The 21,166-nt window shown below is 71.6% G+C and carries 15 protein-coding genes; 3 read left to right on the forward strand and 12 right to left on the reverse strand.

Going from position 1 to position 21,166, the window contains the following annotated elements; all coding sequences use genetic code 11:
• Positions 1-102: 102 nt before the first annotated feature.
• The 3 genes from B4N89_RS52545 to B4N89_RS08600 form a co-directional block, all read right to left on the reverse strand.
• A complete protein-coding gene (locus B4N89_RS52545; RefSeq protein ID WP_143657901.1) occupies positions 103-2,856 on the reverse strand; it encodes a putative bifunctional diguanylate cyclase/phosphodiesterase in 2,754 nt (917 codons plus the stop codon).
• A gap of 548 nt (positions 2,857-3,404) precedes the next feature.
• The gene (locus B4N89_RS08595; RefSeq protein WP_078975302.1) at positions 3,405-4,973 is read right to left on the reverse strand and encodes a DUF2079 domain-containing protein; all 1,569 of its coding nucleotides are present in this window, start codon (positions 4,971-4,973) and stop codon (positions 3,405-3,407) included.
• A gap of 89 nt (positions 4,974-5,062) precedes the next feature.
• Positions 5,063-6,013, reverse strand: coding sequence for a 2-hydroxyacid dehydrogenase (locus B4N89_RS08600; protein WP_078975303.1), 951 nt, complete (start codon positions 6,011-6,013; stop codon positions 5,063-5,065).
• Positions 6,014-6,105: 92 nt separating this feature from the next.
• On the opposite strand from B4N89_RS08600, the gene B4N89_RS08605 reads away from it, so the two are divergent.
• Complete coding sequence (locus B4N89_RS08605) at positions 6,106-7,266, forward strand: PQQ-dependent sugar dehydrogenase (protein ID WP_078979207.1); 1,161 nt, start codon at positions 6,106-6,108, stop codon at positions 7,264-7,266.
• Between the two features lie 73 nt (positions 7,267-7,339).
• Positions 7,340-9,193 carry a hypothetical protein gene (locus tag B4N89_RS08610; RefSeq protein ID WP_078975304.1) on the forward strand — a complete coding sequence of 618 codons (1,854 nt, stop codon included), beginning with the start codon at positions 7,340-7,342 and terminating at the stop codon, positions 9,191-9,193.
• A 10-nt stretch (positions 9,194-9,203) separates the two neighbouring features.
• On the opposite strand, the gene B4N89_RS08615 is transcribed toward B4N89_RS08610, so the two are convergent.
• The 8 genes from B4N89_RS08615 to gatC form a co-directional block, all read right to left on the reverse strand.
• The gene (locus tag B4N89_RS08615; RefSeq protein ID WP_078975305.1) at positions 9,204-9,401 is read right to left on the reverse strand and encodes a DUF397 domain-containing protein; all 198 of its coding nucleotides are present in this window, start codon (positions 9,399-9,401) and stop codon (positions 9,204-9,206) included.
• The gene (locus B4N89_RS08620) at positions 9,398-10,228 is read right to left on the reverse strand and encodes a helix-turn-helix domain-containing protein (protein WP_143657902.1); all 831 of its coding nucleotides are present in this window, start codon (positions 10,226-10,228) and stop codon (positions 9,398-9,400) included. Before B4N89_RS08620 ends, B4N89_RS08615 begins: the two co-directional genes overlap by 4 nt.
• Positions 10,229-10,736: 508 nt before the next feature.
• Complete coding sequence (locus B4N89_RS52965; RefSeq protein ID WP_321170683.1) at positions 10,737-13,643, reverse strand: helix-turn-helix transcriptional regulator; 2,907 nt, start codon at positions 13,641-13,643, stop codon at positions 10,737-10,739.
• A 158-nt stretch (positions 13,644-13,801) separates the two neighbouring features.
• Positions 13,802-14,026, reverse strand: coding sequence for a hypothetical protein (locus B4N89_RS08635; RefSeq protein ID WP_078975309.1), 225 nt, complete (start codon positions 14,024-14,026; stop codon positions 13,802-13,804).
• 416 nt (positions 14,027-14,442) lie between these two features.
• The gene (gene gatB / locus B4N89_RS08640; protein WP_174861556.1) at positions 14,443-15,927 is read right to left on the reverse strand and encodes an Asp-tRNA(Asn)/Glu-tRNA(Gln) amidotransferase subunit GatB; all 1,485 of its coding nucleotides are present in this window, start codon (positions 15,925-15,927) and stop codon (positions 14,443-14,445) included.
• 14 nt (positions 15,928-15,941) lie between these two features.
• The gene (locus B4N89_RS08645) at positions 15,942-16,178 is read right to left on the reverse strand and encodes a hypothetical protein (RefSeq protein WP_078975311.1); all 237 of its coding nucleotides are present in this window, start codon (positions 16,176-16,178) and stop codon (positions 15,942-15,944) included.
• A 39-nt stretch (positions 16,179-16,217) separates the two neighbouring features.
• A complete protein-coding gene (gatA, locus tag B4N89_RS08650) occupies positions 16,218-17,711 on the reverse strand; it encodes an Asp-tRNA(Asn)/Glu-tRNA(Gln) amidotransferase subunit GatA (protein ID WP_078975312.1) in 1,494 nt (497 codons plus the stop codon).
• A 5-nt stretch (positions 17,712-17,716) separates the two neighbouring features.
• Entirely contained in the window at positions 17,717-18,013 is a 297-nt protein-coding gene (gene gatC, locus B4N89_RS08655) for an Asp-tRNA(Asn)/Glu-tRNA(Gln) amidotransferase subunit GatC (protein ID WP_078975313.1), read from the reverse strand.
• Positions 18,014-18,372: 359 nt separating this feature from the next.
• On the opposite strand from gatC, the gene B4N89_RS08660 reads away from it, so the two are divergent.
• Positions 18,373-19,293 (forward strand): alpha/beta fold hydrolase, encoded by a 921-nt coding sequence (locus B4N89_RS08660; protein ID WP_078975314.1) that lies wholly within the window; start codon positions 18,373-18,375, stop codon positions 19,291-19,293.
• A 293-nt stretch (positions 19,294-19,586) separates the two neighbouring features.
• On the opposite strand, the gene B4N89_RS08665 is transcribed toward B4N89_RS08660, so the two are convergent.
• Positions 19,587-21,161: a penicillin-binding transpeptidase domain-containing protein gene (locus B4N89_RS08665; protein ID WP_161500671.1), complete on the reverse strand. Its 1,575-nt coding sequence runs from the start codon at positions 21,159-21,161 to the stop codon at positions 19,587-19,589.
• Positions 21,162-21,166 lie beyond the last annotated feature (5 nt).

The raw sequence follows: 21,166 nt of genomic DNA on the forward strand, positions 1-21,166 counted from the left end.
TGTCCAGATTCGATCAAGTTCGCAGGCAGGCGGGGGGCATGGCCACAGGGCCGCGAGCAGTGGGGCGGGGCGCGGAGGTGGTGGCGGGTGGGTGGTGCGGGGTCAGGTCTGGGGGCGGGGGACCTGGACCGGCAGGGGGGTGCGGGCTTCCGGGAGGGGGTCGGGTCTCGGGCCTCGGACGGCACTGTTACCCAAAGGGGTTTGGCCCAGTACGTCGAAGATCGCGTCGCCGGACACCGCCGGGTGGAACCACGTGCCCTGGCCCTGCTGACAGCCCATTTCGCGGAGTATGTCGACCTGCGCGTGGCTGTCGATGCCCGCCGCCACCAGGGTCAGCCCGGAATCCAGGCCGAGCCGCACGATGGTCGAGGTGAGCACGGTCAGGTGCGGGCAGGTGCCGACCTCGGCGACGAACGACCGGTCGATCTTGAGCGCGTCCACCGGCAGCCGGCGCAGGTAGGTCAGCGAGGAGTGGCCGGTGCCGAAGTCGTCCAGCGACAACCGCACGCCGAGGCGCCGCAACACCGCGATGCGGCCGAGCAGCAAGTCGTCGCCGTCGGGCAGCACGTTGTCGATGATCTCCAGGGTGAGCGCGGTGGCCGGCAGGTCGGCCGCGTGCAGCGTCTCCTCCAGCACCTCCAGGAAGCCCGGACCGGTCAACTGGCGGGCGGCGAGCCCGACCGTGACGCCGATGTCGTGGCCGCCCGCGCGCCAGGTCGCGGCGGCGAGCGCGCTCTCCTCCAGGAGGCGGCGGCCCACCGGTGACAACCGCCCGTCGGCCCCCGCCGTCAGCCGCACGTGGTCGGGCCGGGCCGGCACCGCGCCGTCCTCGACGCGACACAGCGCCGCCTCGACGTCGCGGACGCGGCCGGTGTCCAGGTCCACCACCGGCTGGTACGACACGGCCAGCCGGCCGTCGCGGTCCACCCGGCGGCGGCCCGCGGCCCGGGCCGCCCGGCGTTCCACGTCGGCGTCCATGTCCGGGGTGTAGACCTCGACCCGGCCCTTGCCGCCGTCCTTGGCCCGGTACATCGCGGCGTCGGCGTGCCGCATCAGGTCGGCCGGGGCGATTCCGGGCGCGGAGAAGGCGATCCCGATGCTGGCCGCGACCCGGACCTCGCCGTCGGCGATCCGGTACGGCGCGGACAGCGTGGACAACAACCGCTCGGCGATCTCGCGGATCGCGCGCGGACTCGGGTCGCCGACCAGCAGCGCGGCGAACTCGTCGCCGCCGAACCGGGCCACCGTGTCGCCGATCCGGACCGCGTGTTCCAGCCGCCGGGCGGCCTGGACGAGCAGTTCGTCCCCCGCGGTGTGCCCGTAGTTGTCGTTGACCGCCTTGAACCCGTCCAGGTCCACGAACAACACGGCGATGGTGGGGGTGACCCCGCGCCGCTGGGCCAGCGCGTGCTGGATCCGGTCCTCGAACAGGGCCCGGTTGGGCAGATCGGTGAGCCGGTCGTGGAAGGCGTCGTGTTCCAGCTGGGTCTGCAACTTGATCCGGTCGGTGACATCGCGGCTGTTGAAGATCAGCCCGTCGCCGTAGCGGTTGACCGCCGACTCGGTGTGCAGCCAGACGCCGCCCGCCGAGCGGATCCGGCACTCCACCCGCACCATCGCGGGATCCGCCTCGCCGGCCGGCAGCGTGCCGTCCAGGAACGCCCGCAACTCGCGCTGTACCCGGGCGCTCTCCTCCGGGTGGATGAGCAGTTCCAGCCGGGTGCCGACCAGTTCCTCGGGCTCGAACCCGTACACCCGGCGTACCGCGTGGCTGACGTACTGGAGCACGCCGTCGCTCGCCGCGATCATGATCACATCGCTGGAGCCCTGGACGAGGGAGCGGAAGTGGCTCTCCTTGGCGGACAACTCCTGGGCCATGAAGACGTTGTCGACCAGCGTGATGGCCTGCCGCAGCACCAACGTGACCAGCACGGTCGCGCCGACCCCGAGCACCACCTTGTCCGGCGCGTGGCCGGCCACCGCGCCGCCGAGCACACCGGCGGTACACACTGCGGCGGCGATATAGGGGGTGAGGGCGGACAACATCGAGATGGTCCGGTGCCGGGGCCGCTCGTGCGCCTCGACCCCCTGGCCCGTCCACGGCGCGATGGCGAGCAGCAGGCTGCCCGCGAACCAGCCCGCGTCGAGCAGGCCGCCGGAGCGATATCCGCTGTTCAGCCCGGGTGTGGTCCACAGCGCGTCGCTCATCACCGTGACCGCGAGCCCGACCAGGGCCAGATTCAGTGCCGCGCGATCCCCGGAACCCGCCCGAAAACGCAATCCGAGGACCATGCTGATCATCAGGATGTCGAGCACCGGATAGGCGAGCGTGAGCACGATCTTGATGATGTCCGAGCGGTCCCCGCTGGTATTGCGGGCCAGCGCCAGGCTCCAGCCGAGGGTGAACAGCGAGCCCGCGATCAGCCAGCCGTCCAGGGCCATGCAGGTCCACGCGGCGATCCCGCGCGGGCGTTGCGCGACGAGCAGCAGGCCGGCGATGGTGGGCGGCGCGAACAGCAGGAAGATCACGTCGGTCGGCCCCGGCGTGGGCACCGGGACGCCGAGCACGACCTCGTACCAGCCCCAGATGCCGTTGCCGAGCGAGACCATCGTGGCGGAGAACGCGAACAGCGCCCAGGACAACCGGGCCCGGCCGGTCTCGTGCACGGCCTTGAGCGCACACGAGACCGCCGCCACGGCCGCGGCGGCGGCCAGACCGAAGTCGCCCATCGCAAGCGACAGTGTCGGATTGCCCCAACCCTGGAGCGCACCGATCGCATACACGAGGCACAGCGGCACGATCAGGTACTTCAACTGCCGCTGCGCAGGGGTGTCGGCCAAGATCAGCAGCCGCACCGGGTCGTCGTGGCTCGGCCACTCCGGCAGTGGTCCCCCGGCATTCCGCACTCCCCTCTGCCCGAAGTCGCCGCCGCGGCGCTTCACGGCACTGCACCGGCCCTCACACCCCAGCCGTGAGGCGGGGCGGTCGACGCCGGCGCGACGGGGGTGCGACACCCGACCGTGCGCGTCTCTCAACGCCCCACGACTCGGACGATACACCAACCCGTCACTGTGAGCTTGTCATTCTCAACACAGAGTAACTAATGATGCCCTGCATGGGAGTCCCTTCCCGTGCATTTGTGACAAAGTCCCGACACTGGGCGGAAAGAGGGGCTCTGATCAGGGAAAACCTGGGAGTTTCAGGGAGCGTCCGGAGGCCGTCGCGGGCCCCGAGAGCGCATTCGGAGCCCGCCGCGGGGCATGGCGGGGCTCGATCGGGACTCCCGATTCGAGGCCCGACTCGGTGACCGGCGACGCGGCGGGAGAACTCGGACGGCCGAGCGCGGAACCGGCGCGGACGGGCGCGGAGGGCTCACGCGCGGAGCGGGACGGCGCTCGCGGGCTCAGTTCCGCTGGAGCAGCACCGCGCCCGGCTCCCGGGCCACCTCGGTGAACCCCTGCCCGATCAGGTAGGCGATCCAGTACCGGGCCCAGTCCTTGTTGTCGCCCCACACCTCGATCGCCGCATAGCCCGGGCCGGGCAGGATCGTCGGGAAGTCGGTCACCCGGGCCCGTGAGGTCAACTGCGGCGAGAAGCTCATCGTCGCCGACACCGTGGCGTCGTCCGGCACCCGGTCGAGCACCTTGTGCGCGGAGCGCACCCGGTCCTGGACCATCCAGGTGCGCTTGTGCAGCAGGTCCATCAGCGGGAAGTCGCGCGCGAACGCCATCGACACCGCCAACGGCACGATCGCGGCCTTGACCGCGTAGCGGCGCAGCCAATCCACGTGCGACGCGCGCAGTTTCACCACACCGTCCACGAACGCGGCGAACACGATGGGCATCAGCACCGCGCTGTAGTGGAAGTAGGTGCCCCAGTAGAACGTGTTGCTGGAGGTGAACCGCCACAGGATGGTGGGCGCGATCATCGCCACCAGCGGCGAGCGCAGCGCGATGAACCCCGTGGGCAGCAGCAGCATGAACAGGGTCATCCACTTGACGCTGGGGAACACCATCGACTTGGGCAGTTCGATCACCAGATCGGTGAGCGGCACCTGGCTCAGCGAGGTGGACGGGTCGGCGGCGCCGGAGCGCTGGGACGAGTCGAGATTGCCCCAGAACGCGTAGGTGTCGTTGGGGTTGATCGCCGGCAGCAGCACGAAGATCGCCAGCGCGAACGCGGTGACGCCGATCAGCACGTGGACGACGGCCAACTTCCAGCGGCGCAGCACGAGCAGCGGTACGGCCGCGGCGGCCAGGGTCAGCCCCAGGTCCTCCTTGACCAGGACCAGCGGCAACCACCAGGCCAGCGCCTGGACGTGCCGGCCGAGGAGGAACCGGTCGAGGCCGAAGGCGAGCAGCGGTACCGCGAACGCGATCTCGTGGAAGTCGAAGGAGATCGCCGACTGGATGCCCCAGGACAGCCCGTACGCGATGCCCACGCCGGCGGCGCCGAGGGTGCCGAACGCGCGCGCGGCGATCCGGGTGATCGGGACCACCGAGATCGCGACCAGGAACGCCTGGGCCACCAGCAGGGTGCCGGCGCCGGGGAAGATCCGGTAGATCGGGCCGAGCAGCGCCAGGATCGGGTGGAAGTGCTCGCCGAGCACGTTGAACCCGGGTGCCCGGATGTCCGACACCGGCGCCTCAAAGTGCGCGTAGGACCGGACCACCTGTTCGAACAGACCCAGGTCGTACGCGTGCGTCTCCATCCGGCGGTGGCGCAGCAGCGAGTGGGCCGTGTAGATCGCGAAGAAGATCGCGGCGAGCAGATACGGGAGGCCGCCGGGGCCGATCCGGTCCCGGGCGCGCTCGACCACGGTGCGGAGGCGGAGGTCGTGTTCACCCGATCGGGGGGCGATGATCGCCCCGTCCGCGACCGCCGGGGCGGTTGGCGCGTCGCCCGGCGCGGCCGGTCCCGATGCCTCGAACCGCTCGTGAACAGCGCCGTGCGCCATCCCCCTGTCGTCCATGTCTCTCCGTCCCGGTCGCGTGCGCGGGGCACACCGTATCGGTGGCGGCCCCACGCCCCAGCAGAGCGCGACCGTACGGTCCGAGTCGCTCAGCGACGCACGATGTTGACCGGAGTCACCCCTTCGGACCAGCGTTCGAGCTGCCGACGGATCAAGCGCAGGGCGCGCGGCAGGAAGGCGGACGAGCTGCCGCCGACATGCGGGCTGATCAACACGCCGGGGGCGAAGCGCAGCGGGTGGTCGGCGGGCAGCGGCTCGGGATCCGTGACGTCCAGGGCGGCCCGGAGCCGCCCGCTCCGCACCTCGGCGAGCAGCGCCCCGGTGTCCACGACGGGGCCGCGCGCGACGTTGACCACCAGCGCGCCGTCGGGCAGTCGGGCCAGGAAGTCGGCGTCGACCAGGGCGCGGGTGTCCTCGGTGAGCGGGACGGTGAGGATGATCACGTCGGTGTGCGGCAGCAGGTCGGGCAGTTCGCCCATCGCCCGGACCGGTCCGTGCACGCCGTCGCGCGGGGTGCGCGCGACCCGGACCACGTCTACCTCGAAGCCCTGGAGCCGGCGGTCGACGGCCTCGCCGATGGCGCCGTACCCGAGGATCAGCACCCGCTTGTCGGCCAGCGCGGGGTAGAACCCGGAGCGCCACTGCCCCGCGTCCTGACCGCGGACGAAGCCCGGGATGTCGCGCAGCGCGGCGAGGGTCAGGGCGAGGGCGAGTTCGGCGGTGCTGGTCTCGTGGATGCCTCGGCCGTTGCACAGCAGTACGCCGGGCGGCAGGTACGGCAGCACGTGCTCGTAGCCGGCGGTGAGCGTCTGGATCAGCCGCAGGCGGGGCATGTCCGCGATCCGCTCCAGCGTGTGCGGGGCGAACGTGTAGGGCAGCACGTACAGCTCGACCTCGGCGGCGGTGTCGGGGATCGGGCCGTCGGCTCCGTCGTAGACGTCGATGCGGGAGCCCGCGCCGCCTTCGCCGCTCAGTGCGGTGGGGATGGGGGCGAGTTGTTCGAGGCTGTAGGGGACCCAGATTCTGCCGTCGCTGACCATGGCAGGAACTGTAGATGTCGGGCGGCGAGCCGTCCGCCGGGGCGGGGGCACATTAGGGTCGAGGAGTCCCGAGATGGTGGGTGGTGTTTCCGGTGCGCAGTAGGCGTCCGAGGGCTGGCTGGTCCTCCCTCGTGCTCGTCGTCGCGCTGGCGACCGGGCTCACCTCGTGCGGGGGTGGCGGCGAGTCGGACGATCACCGGGTCACGCCGGTGCGTTCGGCCACGCCCGTGCCCGGGACCGGGGCGCCGAACGTGCCGGCCGGGCCGACCGCGACCGCGCCGCCCGAGCCGGTGGTCGCCGGGGAACTGGCCCGAGACCTGAACACGCCGTGGGGTGTCGCGGTGCTGCCGGACCGGGACGCGCTGGTGTCCTCGCGCGACACCGGGACGATCACCCGGTTCGGACCGGGCACGGTGCCGCCGGTGCCGGTCGGGACGGTGCCCGGCTCCGTGCATCGTGGGGAGGGGGGTCTGCTGGGGATCGCGGTGTCGCCGAGGTTCGCGACCGATCACTTCCTCTACGCGTACCTCACCACCGATCGGGACAACCGGATCGTCCGGATGACCTACGTGCCGGGGCAACCGCTCGGGCAGCCCGAGGTGTTGCTCGACGGGATCCCGGCCGGCTCGAACCACAACGGCGGCCGGATCGCGTTCGGCCCGGACGGCATGTTGTACGCGGGCACGGGCGAGGCCGGTCGCAAGGAGGCGGCGCAGGACAAGTCGTCGCTCGGCGGCAAGATCCTGCGGCTGACCCCCGAGGGCAGGCCCGCGCCCGGCAACCCGTTTCCGAACTCGCCGGTGTGGAGCCTGGGGCACCGCAATGTGCAGGGCCTCGCCTGGGACTCCACCGGGCGGTTGTGGGCGAGCGAGTTCGGTCAGGACACCTGGGACGAGCTCAACCTGATCCGTTCCGGCGCCAACTACGGCTGGCCGGAAGTGGAGGGCGCGGGCGATCGGCCCGAGTACATGAACCCGGTCGCCCAGTGGGCCACCGACGACGCGTCACCGAGCGGTATCGCAATCCTGGGCGACGTGGTCTACCTGGCCGGCCTCAAGGGCGAGCGGCTGTGGCGGGCGCCGATCACGGGGTCCACCGTGGGCGAGCCGAAGGCGTATTTCCAGGGCCGTTACGGCCGGTTGCGCACGGTGGTCGCCGTGGGCGGCGAGTTGTGGCTGGTCACCAATACGACCGATGGCCGGGGCACGCCCCGGAAGGGCGACGACCGGATCCTGCGGCTGGTGCTGAGCTGAGGATCGGCCGGAGGGGCGCCTCGGGCCGGCGTCCGAGGCGGGCGTTAGCGTGTGCGCCCGAGGGAGGGCATACATGGACCGGGGCCTGGTGTTGGTGCTGCGCGAGCTTTCCGAAGCCGACGCGGCGGAAGTCTTCCCGCGTTTGGCGGGACTGCGCGGGATCGACGCGATGATGCCGAACGAGGTGTGTCTGTCGGACGCGGTGGTGGCCGAGATCGCCCGGATCGGCAGTGGCGCGGAACTGGTGCGGGCCGCCGCCAACCCTCGATTGACGGCGAGTCAGCTGTGCCGGCTGATCGAGGCCGGGGGCGCCGCGGTGGTGGCCGGGGCCTTTCCTCCGGACGTCGAGTCGCCGGGGGGTGCGGCGCCGGCGGGTGGGTCTCCGGCCGGTGCGGGCGGCGAGGGCTCGGTGGACGCAGCCTCGCCGGACGAGGACTCGCCGGACGAGGACTCGACGGACGTGCTCGATCGGGCGCGGGCGGAGCTGCGGCGGCCCGGCACATCCGCCGAGCGGGCCGTCGAGCTGTTGCGTGCCCACCCGGTCCTCGCGCACACCGCGCGCCAGGCCGGCAGCGTGCGCCTGTTGCACTCGCCCGGCGCGCCGATGACCCGTACCGAGGCCCTGGACCAGGCCGGATCGGCGTTGCGGGCCGGGGTGTTGGCGCCGCGCGAGATCCTGCTCCGGATGCGCCCGGCCCGGGTCGCGGCCCAGGTGCTCGCGGTGGTCGCGCGCGAACACGCCTATGTCACCGGTGAGATGGCCGTGCACGAACTGCTGCGGCCCGCGATCGTGGATACCCTGGGGACGAGTTCGGGCGCGTGGGCGCATCTGGCCCGGGCGCTCGGGCGATTCGCGGGTACGCTGCCCGAGCTGTTCGCCGAGTCGGCGGCGCACACCGGCGAGGCCGCGATCCGGGTGCCGGCCGCCGTACGCCCGTCGGTGGGCTTCCTGCTGCGCCGACTGGACGAAGACGAACTCACGTCCCTCATACCGCACTTGGACGATGCGACGGCCGTCGCGCTGCTCCCCGGTAACGTCCCGCCGCTGACCCACGTCGCCGAGGCGGCGCTGCGGTGCGGCCACCGCGCGCTGTTGGCCGCGTTGGCCGAGCACCAGCATGTGGGACGGCAGTACGCGACCCGGCTTCGCGACCTCGGCGACGACGGGCTCGACCTGCTCCTGGTGGACAACGACTCGGGGGTCACCGCCGAGCTGCGCCGGGAGATCTACACCGGCCGGCGACCCGGGCGACCTCTTGCCCCGATGCATCCGGATCTGCGCACCCGGCTCCTGGAGGCTCCGGCCTACAGCGCCGAGTACGAGGCGATGGCCCGGTCCGGCGATCCGGCCGTGGTGGACTTCGCGCTGCCGCGCTGCGAGGCCCGCAAGCTGCGGCGCATCGACTGGATCGACGTGGTGCTGAACCTGTGGGAGCGCGCCGACTCCCGGGTCGCGCACGATGTCTTCACCCGTCACCGCGACCTGTTCCCGGACCGGATCCGGGCCACGGCCGAGGCGGCCCTGACCGCCGAAGACCCGGCGCCGCTGCGCGAGTTGCGCGCCAAGTGGGACCGGGGCCCACGCGCCGAACCCCCCGTCCCGGATCACCGCCGCCCACCGGGCGAGCGACTGCGCGACAGCCCCCTCGAACAGTGGCACTCCTGGCTCGTCGCGGCCGCCTCGGACGGCGACGTCGACTGCGAGGAGATCGTCCACCACGCCCGCCCGGTCCGCTTCGCGCTGGCGGCCCTGGCCTCGATAGACGCCAACCATTGGTCCAAGGCCGCCCCCCGCCCGGCCCTCGCACAACTCGCAAAACGAATAGGCCCCAACCCGGAAGCCTGGGTCGTCTTCACCACCCTGACCCCCGACTTCGAGGGCACCCTCACCGAACTCGCCGACGTCTGCGCGGCGGCCGCGGGGTAGGGAACGAGGGTCAGCCCGTACGCAGCGTCGACAGCAGCGCCGACCAGGACGCCGGGGCGACGGTCAGCCAACCGATGCTCGGGTCCTTCGAGTCGCGAACCGGGACGCCGGCGAAGCCGGGGGCAACCTCTACACACTCCTGCCCTTGAGGAGCGCTGTAGCTCGACTTACGCCACGCCGCACAGCTGAGTTCGGGCTCAAGGATCATGTTCTGAACTCCTTCATCGCTGCCTTGATCATGCCTGCCGACTCCCTCGGCGACGGAGCGCGGGAGCACACGCGATCGTACGCTCGTTGCCGTCGTCGCACCTCGTTCATGTCCTCGATCAACTGCCCGCTCTCACTGCCTTCCAGCCATGCGCCGGTAATCCCGTCGGACAGCGTCAACAGCACCGTCGTTCCGCCGAGTAGCGGATGCCCACCGAGTGCGAGTGGCCATACCTGAATCGTGGTGTGGATCGTGTCCACACGCGGCAAGAGCGAAGCCAGTTGCTCGTATGTGGTCTTGCTACTGCCGATCACCCGGTGCAACACGGCTTCGTCGAGCACAGCCGAGTAGGCGGGCGGATCGTCGCGCGTGAGCAAGGACTGCCGAGCGACGCGCTCCCGTGTGGCGTTGTCGATCTCGTCATCAGTCCCGTAGAGCTCGCCGTCGACGAGCAACGCCCTCGCATAGTCGGGAGTTTGCAGTAGTCCGGGGACAACCTGCGGGGCATAGGTGCCGATCCGCACCGCCTGCGCCTCGTAGTCGGCCAGCAAGCGCCACCGTCCGGGATGCCGATCGTCCTTGATCATTCGGTACATCGACCGGAACATACGGCCCGTCCCGAACAGTTCGTCGAGCTTGGGCGGAACGTCGGGGGGAATCGATCGCTCGGCACGCTCGAATCGCGAGACCGCGGACGCGTCGTAGCCGAGCTTTGTCGCGACGAACTCCAATGACAACTCGGAGTCCTCGCGGTACTCCCGCATCAACTCGCCATATGTGCCGCGGGGTCCGATCCCGGGGTCGATGGGTCGTGGCTTGAATCGCACGCCCGTTCTCCTCGCCCTTGCCAGAAAAAGTTGTCAACGGTCACGAGCTTTCGACCCTACAGAGAGTCGCGTCATCATCGCAGTACTCCCAGTGAAAGCCGCTGTTGACGATGGAGGCGTACAGACATGGACCCCTCTCGGCACGATCGGGTGACCACCGCCCCGGCTCCGGACATCCCGGAAGGTGGGATGAGGCTCACCGTCTACCGAGTCGACACCGCCGGGACCCGCGTTATCAAGCCACTGACGTGGTACCGGCGGTCGGTCTCGCTGCCGTGGCCGTTCGGCGACGGGATCCCGGACCCGAACCCGCCGTGCGAGTGCTCGCCGAACTGCCCGTACCCGCGAATCGGGTCGTGATGAAACGGTCCGTATGGCGCGACTTCGTACCGCCCGCCCCGGCCGGCGACGAACCGCCGGTGCAGGATTCGGCCGCGGTCGTTCCGCCGTATCTGCTGACCCCGACGGAACTCGCCGCACGGCGACGGTGGTTGGCCGAGGCTCCCGGCTACCCGTCCACCAGGTGCAGCCGATGCGCTACCGCGGCTGCTTCGCCCCGGCCGGTGACCTGGAGTTTGGCCAGGATGTTGGAGACGTGGACGCTGGCGGTCTTGGCGCTGATGTACAGCTCCTCCGCGATCTGGCGGTTGCTGCGGCCGTCGGCGACCAGCCGCAGGACGTCGATCTCGCGTGGGGTCAGGGCCGGCAGCGTCGTGTCCGACTCGCCCGGGGTGAGCGGGCCCACCCGGGCTCGGCGGCTGAGCAGGTCTATGTGTTCGCGCAGCGTCCTGGCGTCGAGCCGGGCGGCCGTCTCGGCGGCCTCGGCCAGGCGTCGGGCGGCGGCCTCGCGGTTGCCGGTGGCGAGCAGGGTCTCGGCGTGGCGGAAGCGGACCCAGGCCGTGCGGTAGGGCTGTTCGGTCAGCTCCCAGGCGCCGGCGGCCAGGCCCCACAGTTCGGCGTCGTCGGTGCCGGCCGCCCGAGCCGACTCGGCCTTGACCAGCGCGGCGTAGGCCGCGTCGAGCGGGCAGTCGATCTTCAGCGTCGCGGCCATCGCCGCGATCCGGTCGGCGATGTCCTGCCGGGTCTTGAGCTCCGATTCGCGCGGGCGCACGGTCGAGGTGCGGGCGTCGGCCTCGTGCGCGGCGGCGTCGGCGAGCAGGGGCCACATGTAGCGCTGGTGGCCGGGCGGGCAGCCGGCGGCCAGCGCCGCGACCAGCGCCTCGCGTGCCTCGTCCAGCCTGCCCTGCGCCTCGGCCACCCGGATCTCCGCGCGGGCCAGCGGGATCGCGTACTGCGCCTCGACATAGCGCGAACCGGCGGCCAGCCGGGACCGCCGCAGGTGCGCCTTGGCGCCCCGCACATCTCCCCGGGCCAGGCACAGGTCGACGAGTTGCAGTTCGAGGTGGCGGGTGGTCTGCGGGCCCGGGTCGAGGTCCAGGGTCTTTTCCACCAGCGTCGCCAGGTCGGCCCAGTCGCCGGCCGACAGCAGCGACTCGGCGAGGTTGCCCAGCGCGAACGAGCCCGACGTGCGGGTGAGTCCGCGCTCGGCGGCCAGCTCCATCGCGCGTCGCGCGGCCACCGTGCTCTCCCGGTGCCGGCCCAGCCCCTCCATGAGCGAGGCCTTGTTGCTCAGCACGTGCACGAGGCTGTCCGGCTCGCTGCTGCGGATCGCGGTTTCCTCGGCCAGCGCGAGCTGTGCCATGCCCTCCTCGAGCCGGCCGATATGGACCAGGCCGCAGGCGAGGGTCTTGCGCGCCTCGGACTCGATGTCGGGGCTGTCCACGAGCTGCGCGCGCTCGAGCGCGATCAGCGCGTCGGCGACCACCTCGCCGCCCTCGCCGTCGAGCATGCGGTCCCGGGCGATGTGCGCGAGCACCCGGGCCTGCTCCTTCGACGGCGGCAGCCCGTCCAGGATCTCCTTGGCCCGGTTCAGCTCCGGCCGGCCCGACGAGCGGCACAGGTTGCGCAGGCCCCGGGCCTTCTCCCGCCACAGGAACGCGGCCAACTCGGGTTCGGCGACCGGGTCGACCAGTTCGATGGCGCGCTTGCAGAAGTGGATGGCCAACTCGCGCTCGCTGCCCAGCCGGGCCGCGGTGACCGCCTCGATGTAGATGTCGAGCAGCCGCCGACCGCTCAACCGCTCCGGATCGGGCACCTGCTCCCACAGCAGCAGGGCCCGCTCCAGGAGCCGGGTGCGCTCGTCGAAGGCATAGCGCTCACGGGCCGCCTCGGCCGCCGCGAGCACCGCCGGCAGCGCCTTGACCGCCTTGCCGGCGTGGAACCAGTAGGTCGCGATCCGTCCGCGCAGCTCGTCGGCGCCGACCAGGTCGGGGCAGCGCTCCAGGGCCTCGGCGAAGGTCGCGTAGAGCCGGACCCGCTCGCCCGGCATCAGGTCCTCCCGGACGGCGGTGCGCACCAGGGCGTGCCGGAACTGGAACTCGTCGCCCGTCGGCACCAGGACGTGCGCGGACACCGCCGTGCGCAGCGCCTCCTCCAACCGGTCGGGGTCGAGCCAGGAGACCTCGGTGAGCAGCCGGTGGCCGACCGTGACCCCGCCGATCGCGGCGAGCCGGATCACCTTCTGCGCGTCCTCGGACAACTCCTCGATCCGGATCAGCAGCAGGTCGCGCAGCGTGTCGGAGATGCCGGTGAGTTGGCCGTCGCGGATGCTGCACGCCAGCTCCTCGACGAAGAAGGCGTTCCCTTCCGACTTCTGGAAGATCTGCCGGATCAACCGGCGCGGCGGCTCCTCGCGCAGGATGCCGCGCAACTGGTCGCCGACCTGGGCCCGGGTGAGCCGGGAGAGGTCGATCCGGGCGACGTTGTGCACCCGGTCCAGCTCGGCCAGGAACGAGCGCAGCGGATGGCGGCGGCCGACCGCGTCGGCGCGATATGTACCGACGATCAGGATGCGGCCGGTGCGCAGCAGGCGGAACAGGAAGCCGAGCAGTTCGCGCGTGGACGAGTCGGCCCAGTGCAGGTCCTCGATCGCGATCACCAGGGTGCGGTCGGTGCCGAGCCGCTCCAGCAGGCCGAGCATCAGTTCGAACAGGCGGACCCGGTCGAACTCGCCGTCGCGCGCGATGGTGCCCGGCGCCAGGTCGGGCAGCAGCCAGGCGAGGTCGCGCTCACGGCCGGCGGCGGCCTCGGCCAGTTCGGGGCCCATCCGGCGCGAGAGGGTGCGCAGCGCGGCCGAGATGGGCGCGAACGGCAGGCTCTCCGCTCCCAGTTCCAGACAGCCGCCGACGGTGGTGACCGCGCCCTGCTCCTCGGCGCGCTGGAGGAACTCCTGAAGCAGCCGGGTCTTGCCCACGCCGGCCTCGCCGCCGACGAGCACCACGCCGGGCGTGCCCTCGTCGGCTTCGCGCAGGGCCGTGCCGAACCGCGCCATTTCCAGGGACCGGCCTACGAACACGGGGGAAACCGAAATACTCGCCACGGTGCCGAGCATGTCACGTCCCTCGCCCCGACAGCCGGGTATTTCACGCCCGGCGAAACCCGTTTACGCAGGTCAACCACAGGGTTCCCCCGGGCGTGGCCGGCATCACGTGCCGGTCCGCGTCCGTCGCGCTTCTACCGCGCGAACAGGCGCAGATGGGATATCCGCCGGCCCGATACGCCGCGATCGGAACTGAGACCGCCCGCACCGTGGCCGCTTCGCCGCTCCTCGCGCCGGGCCGCCCGTGCGGCCTTGGCCGCGAGCCGGTTCGTGCGCAGCGCCTCGCGGACCACGCGGTCCCGCTCGGCGGTCGCCCGCAGTTCGAGTTCGCGGGTGCGGAAGAGTTCGTATTCCAACATGGTGTTCGACCTCCGGGTCACCGAGCCGGTCCGTCCGGCTCGTGGTACGAGCTTCGCGTCCCAGGGGGCCTACGGGCATCGGTCGGATGCCGCATCCGGGATCACTCGGCCCGCCCGATACCGATCTAAGGCGCCTCGGAAGAACCCGATAAGGGGGTCGAACAGACCTAGGACGAACCTCGGTGGAACTTCAGGCACACCGAGGTACTTCCCGACCACGCACGGTGAAGAGCCGCTGAACGGGGGTCAAAGAGCGTCGAACACCGCCCCGCTACCGGAGACCGAGGGAGGCCGCAGCGCCCCGGACGCGGAAGAGCCCGGGGCGGCCGGCGAAGCCCACCGCGGATGCCGAGAGAGCCCCCGACCGCACGCGGCGGTCGGGGGCTCTCTCGGCATCGTCCGGAGGAGGCGGTCGGTCAGGACACGCCCAGGCGCTCCAGGATCAGTTCCCGCACGCGGGCCGCGTCGGCCTGCCCGCGCGTGGTCTTCATCACCGCGCCGACCAGCGCGCCCACCGCCTGCACCTTGCCGCCGCGGATCTTGTCGGCGATGCCCGCGTTGGCCGCGATCGCCTCGTCCACGGCCGCGCCGAGCGCGGAGTCGTCCGAGACGACCTTGAGCCCGCGCGCCTCGACCACCGCGTCCGGCTCGCCCTCGCCGGCCAGCACGCCGTCGATCACCTGGCGGGCCAGCTTGTCGTTCAGCTCGCCGCCCTTGACCAGCGCCGCCACGCGCGCGACCTGGGTCGGGGTGATCGGCAGCGTGGCCACCTCGACGCCGCGCTCGTTGGCGCGCCGGGACAGCTCGCCCAGCCACCACTTGCGCGCCGCGTCGGCGTCGGCTCCGGCGTCGATCGTCGCCAGGATCACGTCGAGCACGCCCGCGTTGACCATCGACTGCATCTCGAAGTCGTTGACGCCCCACTCGGCCTGGAGCCGGGCCCGGCGCAGCGACGGCAGTTCCGGCAGCGTGCCGCGCAGTTCCTCGACCCACTCGCGCGAGGGCGCGACGGGCACGAGGTCGGGCTCGGGGAAGTAGCGGTAGTCCTCCGCCTCCTCCTTGATCCGACCGGCGGTGGTGCTGCCGTCGTCCTCGTGGAAGTGCCGGGTCTCCTGGACGATGGTGCCGCCGTCGGAGAGCACGGTGGCGTGCCGCTGGATCTCGAACCGGATGGCCCGCTCGACCGAGCGCAGCGAGTTGACGTTCTTGGTCTCGCTGCGGGTGCCGAACTTCTCCCGACCCTTGGGCCGGAGCGACAGGTTCGCGTCGCAGCGCATCTGGCCGAGTTCCATCCGGGCCTCGGACACCCCGAGCGCGCGGATCAGCTCGCGCAGTTCGGCCACGTACGCCTTGGCGACCAGCGGGGCCAGCTCGCCCGCGCCCTCGATCGGCTTGGTGACGATCTCGATCAGCGGGATGCCGCACCGGTTGTAGTCGAGCAGCGAGTAGTCGGCGCCGTGGATGCGGCCGGTCGCGCCGCCCATGTGCAGCGACTTGCCGGTGTCCTCCTCCATGTGCGCGCGCTCGATCTCGACCCGCCAGGTCTTGCCCTCGACCTCGACGTCGAGGTATCCGTCGAACGCGATCGGCTCGTCGTACTGCGAGGTCTGGAAGTTCTTCGGCATGTCCGGATAGAAGTAGTTCTTCCGGGCGAAGCGGCACCATTCGGCGATCGAGCAGTTGAGCGCGAGACCGATCCGGATCGCCGACTCGACCGCGGTCGCGTTGACCACGGGCAGCGCGCCGGGCATGCCCAGACACGTCGGACAGACCTGGCTGTTGGGCGCGGCGCCGAACTCGGTGGAGCAGCCGCAGAACATCTTGGTGGCGGTGCCCAGCTCGACGTGGACCTCCAGGCCCATCACCGGGTCGTAGGTCTCCAGCGCGTCCTCGTAGGACATCAGGCTGGTGGTACTCACAGGGCGTCGGCCTCCGTCAGCTCGTCGTCGGTCTCGCGCATCGCCCGGATCAGCAGCGCGAAGCCGGTGACGACGGCGGCGGCGCTGATCACGGCGTCGGCCAGTTCGAGCTTGTCGTTCTTGCCGCGCGCCTCCTTGATCTGCTTGATCACGCCGAAGGCGCCGACGAGTTGCATGCCGACGCTGAAGACCTTGCCGATGTTGCTCTTGGGGGCTTTCTTCTTCTTGGCCATATCGACTCCTCGAAAAGTCGCCGGGAAGGTCGGGAAGGATCAGAGCGCGGGCGCGCGGTCGAGCAGCGGGGCACCCCAGCGGGCGAGGTAGCCGGCCTCGACGGCGGCGCCCACCCGGTACAGCCGATCATCGGCCATCGCGGGCGCGATGATCTGCAGGCCCACCGGCAGGCCGTCCTCGTCCGCGAGGCCGCACGGCAGCGACATCGCCGCGTTGCCCGCGAGGTTGGACGGGATGGTGCACAGGTCCGCGAGGTACATCGCCATCGGGTCGTCCGCGCGCTCCCCGATCGGGAAGGCGGTGGTCGGCGTGGTCGGCGAGACCAGGACGTCGACCTGCCCGAACGCGGCCTCGAAGTCGCGCGTGATCAGCGTGCGGACCTTCTGCGCCTGGCCGTAGTACGCGTCGTAGTAGCCGGAGGACAGCGCGTACGTGCCGAGCATGATCCGGCGCTTGACCTCGGCGCCGAAGCCCGCCTCGCGGGTCAGCGACATGACCTCCTCGGCCGAGTGCTCGCCGTCGTCGCCGACCCGCAGGCCGTAGCGCATGGCGTCGAAGCGGGCCAGGTTGGAGGACGCCTCCGAGGGCGCGATCAGGTAGTAGGCCGGCATCGCGTAGGTGAAGTTGGGACAGGAGATCTCGACGATCTCCGCGCCCAGCTCGCGCAGCAGTTCGACGGCCTCGGCGAAGCGCGCCAGCACGCCCGCCTGGTAGCCCTCGCCGGCGAACTCCTTGACCACGCCGACGCGCAGCCCGCGCACGCTCCCGGAGCGGGCGGCCTCGACCACGTTCGGCACCGGGGCGTCGATCGAGGTCGAGTCGAGCGGGTCGTGACCGGCGATCGCCTCGTGCAGCAGCGCCGCGTCGAGCACGGTGCGCGCGCACGGGCCGCCCTGGTCGAGCGAGGAGGAGAAGGCGACCAGGCCGTAGCGGGAGACCCCGCCGTAGGTCGGCTTGACGCCGACCGTGCCGGTGAGCGCGGCGGGTTGGCGGATCGAGCCGCCGGTGTCGGTGCCGATCGCCAGCGGCGCCTGGAAGGAGGCGATGGCGGCGGCCGAGCCGCCGCCGGAGCCGCCGGGGACCTTCGTGGTGTCCCACGGGTTGCCGGTCGGGCCGTAGGCGGAGTTCTCGGTCGAGGACCCCATGGCGAACTCGTCCATGTTGGTCTTGCCGAGGATGACCACGCCCGCGTCCTTGAGCCGGCGGGTCACGGTCGCGTCGTACGGCGGCCGCCAGCCCTCCAGCATCCTCGACCCGCAGGTGGTCGGCACGCCCTTGGTGGTGAACACGTCCTTGAGCGCGAGCGGTACGCCGGCCAGCGGGCCGAGGCGGTCGCCGCGCGCGCGGGCGTCGTCGACGGCCCGCGCCGCGGCGAGCGCGCCGTCGGCGTCCACGTGCAGGTAGGCGTGCACCTTGGCGTCGACGGCCTCGATGCGGTCCAGGTGCGCCTGGGCGACCTCGACGGCGGTGACCTTGCCGTCGGCGATGGCGGAGGCGGTCTCGGCCGCGGTCCAGCGGATGGTCTCGGTCATGGCCGTCACTCCTCTCCCAGGATCCGGGGCACCCGGAAACGCTGCTCTTCGGCGGCCGGCGCACCGGACAGCGCCTCCTCGGGGGTGAGCCCGGGGCGGACGACGTCCGGCCGCATGACGTTGGTCAGCGGCAGCGGGTGCGAGGTCGGCGGGATGTCGTCGGCCGCGACCTCGGCGACGCGGGCCACCGCGCCGATGATGTCGTCGAGCTGGGCCGCGAGGTGGTCCAGCTCCTCGGCCCCGAGCTCGAGGCGCGACAGCCGGGCGAGGTGGGCGACCTCCTCGCGCGTGATGCCAGGCATGCAGGCGGGTTCCTTCGGTTTCGTCGGGTGTGGGGGCCAAGTCTATGGCGAAGCGGAAACGGATTCCGTGACGGACCGATCGGCCCGGGACACGGCCGGTCCGAGGTGCTCCGACGGCCGCGACGGGGCTCCGGAGGCCCGGGCAGGTGCGAATATTTCCGGCCGGACGGCACATCTCGTCGAACAACCCGGAAGTAACTTCACTCAAATGCCAACTTCCGTTACCGACTGGGTAAGAGAACCTTGCGAAGCCACTCTCCGGTCTGCGTCCCCCCGCGTCGATCGGCCCTTCGCACAACTCTTGGGCCCGGCGTCCGAGAGCGCGCTCGTCAAGGACTCGGGGCTTGGGAGGGGACACGATGGCCGCCATCGTGCTGGTACACGGGATCGCGCAGGAATACAGGTCGGCCCACACGCTCGAGGAGGAGTGGGTCCCACGACTGGCCCGGGGAGTGAAGGCCGCAGGTTTTCCCGAGGTCGCGGACCGTCTGTGGAAGTACCGCCACACCCGTCGCGGGATCGACGCGCGGATGGCGTTCTATGGTGATCTGCTCCGCCGGCACCCGTCGCAGAGCGAGATGATCGACGAGGACATCCAGCACGAGGTGACCGCGCGGATAGGCCGCGAATGGCTGGATCGGGCCGCGGTTCGCGGCTCGGTGCCGCCGGAACGGCAGCGCGCGGCACGGGAGATCGCCCGCCTGGAGGGCGGGCCCGGGGAGACGGGACGCACCGTCGTGCTCTCCCCCACGTGTGGACTCGCGGGCCTGCGCTGGTTCGCGGCCGACGGCCCGGGCTCGGCCGGCGGATTCGTGAACAAGGCGCTCACCCAGCTCACCCGCTACCTGACGGACGATCAGACCCGGAACCGGGTGCTGGACCGGGTCGGTGCCGAGATCGGCTTCGACACCAAGGTGGTGATCGGGCATTCGCTCGGGGCGGTGGTGGCGTACGAACTCGCGCATCGATTGCGCAGACCGCTGCCGCTGCTGATCACGCTCGGGTCGCCGCTCGGCCCGGACACGGTGGTCGACTCGTGGGTGCGGCCGCAGCCGGCACAGCCGCCGGCGTTCGTGGAGAACTGGGTGAACCTGGCCGACCGGGACGATCTCGTGGCGGCCGATCCGACGTTGGCGCGGATGTTCCCGGTGCCCACGGAGGGCGGGCCGGTGCTTCGGGGTGGGTACACCGGGGAGCACGGGGCGGAGCCGCACAAGGCGTGTTTCTACCTGCAGCGGCGGGAGATAGGGCGGTCTGTGGGGTTGGCCTTTGGGGTTTGAGTCGGGGGGCGGCCGGGCTGCGGCCGACTGGTGGCGTGGCCGGGCTGCGGCCCGGTTGTTGGCGTGGCCGGCCTGCGGCCCGCTCGTCCTCGAGCGCCGGACGGGCCACTTGGCCTCAAACGCCGGCCGGGCTGGAATGTGCTCGGTCGGCGTTCGAGGTCGGCGTTTGAGGATCGCGATCGAAGTCGGCGATCGAGAATCGCGGTCGAGGATCGCCGGTCGAGGTTGCCGGTCGAGGTTGCCGGTCGGGTGAGAGTGGCGGACGGGGTGCCTGGGCTGGTGCGGGGGTGTGCTCAGGGGGTCGTCGACAGGATGTCGTGGACTATGGGGCCGGCCGAGCCGCTGCCGGTGATGCCGGCTTCGACCAGGCAGGCGATGGCCACGTTGCCTCGGTAGGCGACCAGCCAGCCGTTGTTGGGGCCGGTCTCGGTCACCTCGGCGGTGCCGGTCTTGGCGCCGACGTCGCCGGGGAGGTCGGCCAGGATCTTGGCGGAGCCGTCGGTGACCGTGGCGCGCATCAGGCCGCGCAGGTCGGCGACCACCGACGCGGGCAGGTCGCGGCCCTTCGCGGTGGGCCGTTGGCCCTTGATCACCACCGGCTGACGGAACGTGCCGGACACCGCCGTCGCCGTCGCCGATGCCATGACCAGCGGGTTCGCCTGTACCGTGCCCTGGCCGAACATCGCCGCCGACTTGTCGGTCTCGTCCACCGGCAACGGCACCTTGCCGTCGAACGAGGCGATCCCGGTCTTCCACTCCTGGCCGATCCCGAAGTGGTCGTTCGCGAACCGGCTCAGTTCGTCGTCGCCGAGTTTGCCGCGCAGCGAGACGAAGGCCGTGTTGCACGAGTGCTTGAAGTCCTCGCGGAACGTCGCACCGCGGATCTCCGAGGTCTCCACGTTGTGGAACTGCTTGCCCACGGTCAGGTACTTCGGGCAGTCCACCACGTCGGTCGGCTTCACCGCGCCCTTGCTCAGCAGCGCCGCGGTGGTGATCACCTTCATCGTCGAGCCGGGTGCGTACCGGCCCATGAAGGCCCGATTCATGCCCGTGGTCGGCGCGTTCGCGAGCGCCAGCACCTCGCCCTTGTCGATGCTCACCGCGACCAGCCCGACCAGGCGCCCGTTCGCGTGCTTCGCCACTGCCGCGTCCGCCGCGCGCTGGAGCCTCGGGTCGATCGTGGTGGCCACCGGACCGCCGCCGGGGGCCGGCTTGACCGCGCCGAACTCGGCCTCGGTCGAAACGACTTCGCCGGTGGCCCGGCTGATCAGCTGTACCGACCCGGCGCCGGATCCGGCCCCGCCGCCGGCGGCGGCGAAGATCGGGGTCAGCGACGGGTGGTCGGCCGGGGACAGGACACCGCCGTCGCGGTCCAGCACCTTCGCCGCCGGCGCGCCGGCCGCGCCCTTGGTCAACCGGAACTTGGCCTCGGCGCCGAGCTTGGGGTGGACCAGGGCAGGCTGCCACTTCACGATCCAGCCGCCGTCGCCCTTGGCGAGAGTGAGGGCCGAGTCGTAGTTCCAGGCGCCGAGTCCGGCCACCGGCATCGCCGCGCCGAAGGGCACCGTGACCGCGCCGGCCGCCGCCGTCCGGGCCGGGCCGGGAGTGAACGTGGGCTCGGTGATCTCCAGGCCGACGGTGAAGCTGCGCAGCGTGGTCTCGGCGGTCGGCGGATCGTCGGTCAGTCGCGCCGCCTCCGCCCAGCGCCCGGCGGCCCAGTGGTCGAGGAAGGTACGCGCGGCCCGATCCGCCTCACCGCTCGCCGTGCCGGGGGTTGCGGCCGAGCCGAGCCGGTCGTCGTCCCCGCCCCCGAACCAGCGATCGGCGGCGGCCCAGCCGGCACCGGCGAGGACCAGCGTGGCCGCCATTCCGA

It is taken from the genome of Embleya scabrispora (assembly GCF_002024165.1).
Classification (GTDB): Bacteria; Actinomycetota; Actinomycetes; order Streptomycetales; family Streptomycetaceae; genus Embleya; species Embleya scabrispora_A.

Coding starts and splice junctions, on each gene's coding strand:
- B4N89_RS08595 (WP_078975302.1), bottom strand. CDS start 4,973: ATGGACGACAGGGGGATGGCGCACGGCGCTGTTCACGAGCGGTTCGAG.
- B4N89_RS08600 (WP_078975303.1), bottom strand. CDS start 6,013: ATGGTCAGCGACGGCAGAATCTGGGTCCCCTACAGCCTCGAACAACTC.
- B4N89_RS08610 (WP_078975304.1), top strand. CDS start 7,340: ATGGACCGGGGCCTGGTGTTGGTGCTGCGCGAGCTTTCCGAAGCCGAC.
- B4N89_RS08615 (WP_078975305.1), bottom strand. CDS start 9,401: ATGATCCTTGAGCCCGAACTCAGCTGTGCGGCGTGGCGTAAGTCGAGC.
- B4N89_RS08635 (WP_078975309.1), bottom strand. CDS start 14,026: ATGTTGGAATACGAACTCTTCCGCACCCGCGAACTCGAACTGCGGGCG.
- gatB (WP_174861556.1), bottom strand. CDS start 15,927: ATGTCCTACGAGGACGCGCTGGAGACCTACGACCCGGTGATGGGCCTG.
- B4N89_RS08645 (WP_078975311.1), bottom strand. CDS start 16,178: ATGGCCAAGAAGAAGAAAGCCCCCAAGAGCAACATCGGCAAGGTCTTC.
- gatA (WP_078975312.1), bottom strand. CDS start 17,711: ATGACCGAGACCATCCGCTGGACCGCGGCCGAGACCGCCTCCGCCATC.
- gatC (WP_078975313.1), bottom strand. CDS start 18,013: ATGCCTGGCATCACGCGCGAGGAGGTCGCCCACCTCGCCCGGCTGTCG.
- B4N89_RS08660 (WP_078975314.1), top strand. CDS start 18,373: ATGGCCGCCATCGTGCTGGTACACGGGATCGCGCAGGAATACAGGTCG.
- B4N89_RS08665 (WP_161500671.1), bottom strand. CDS start 21,161: ATGGCGGCCACGCTGGTCCTCGCCGGTGCCGGCTGGGCCGCCGCCGAT.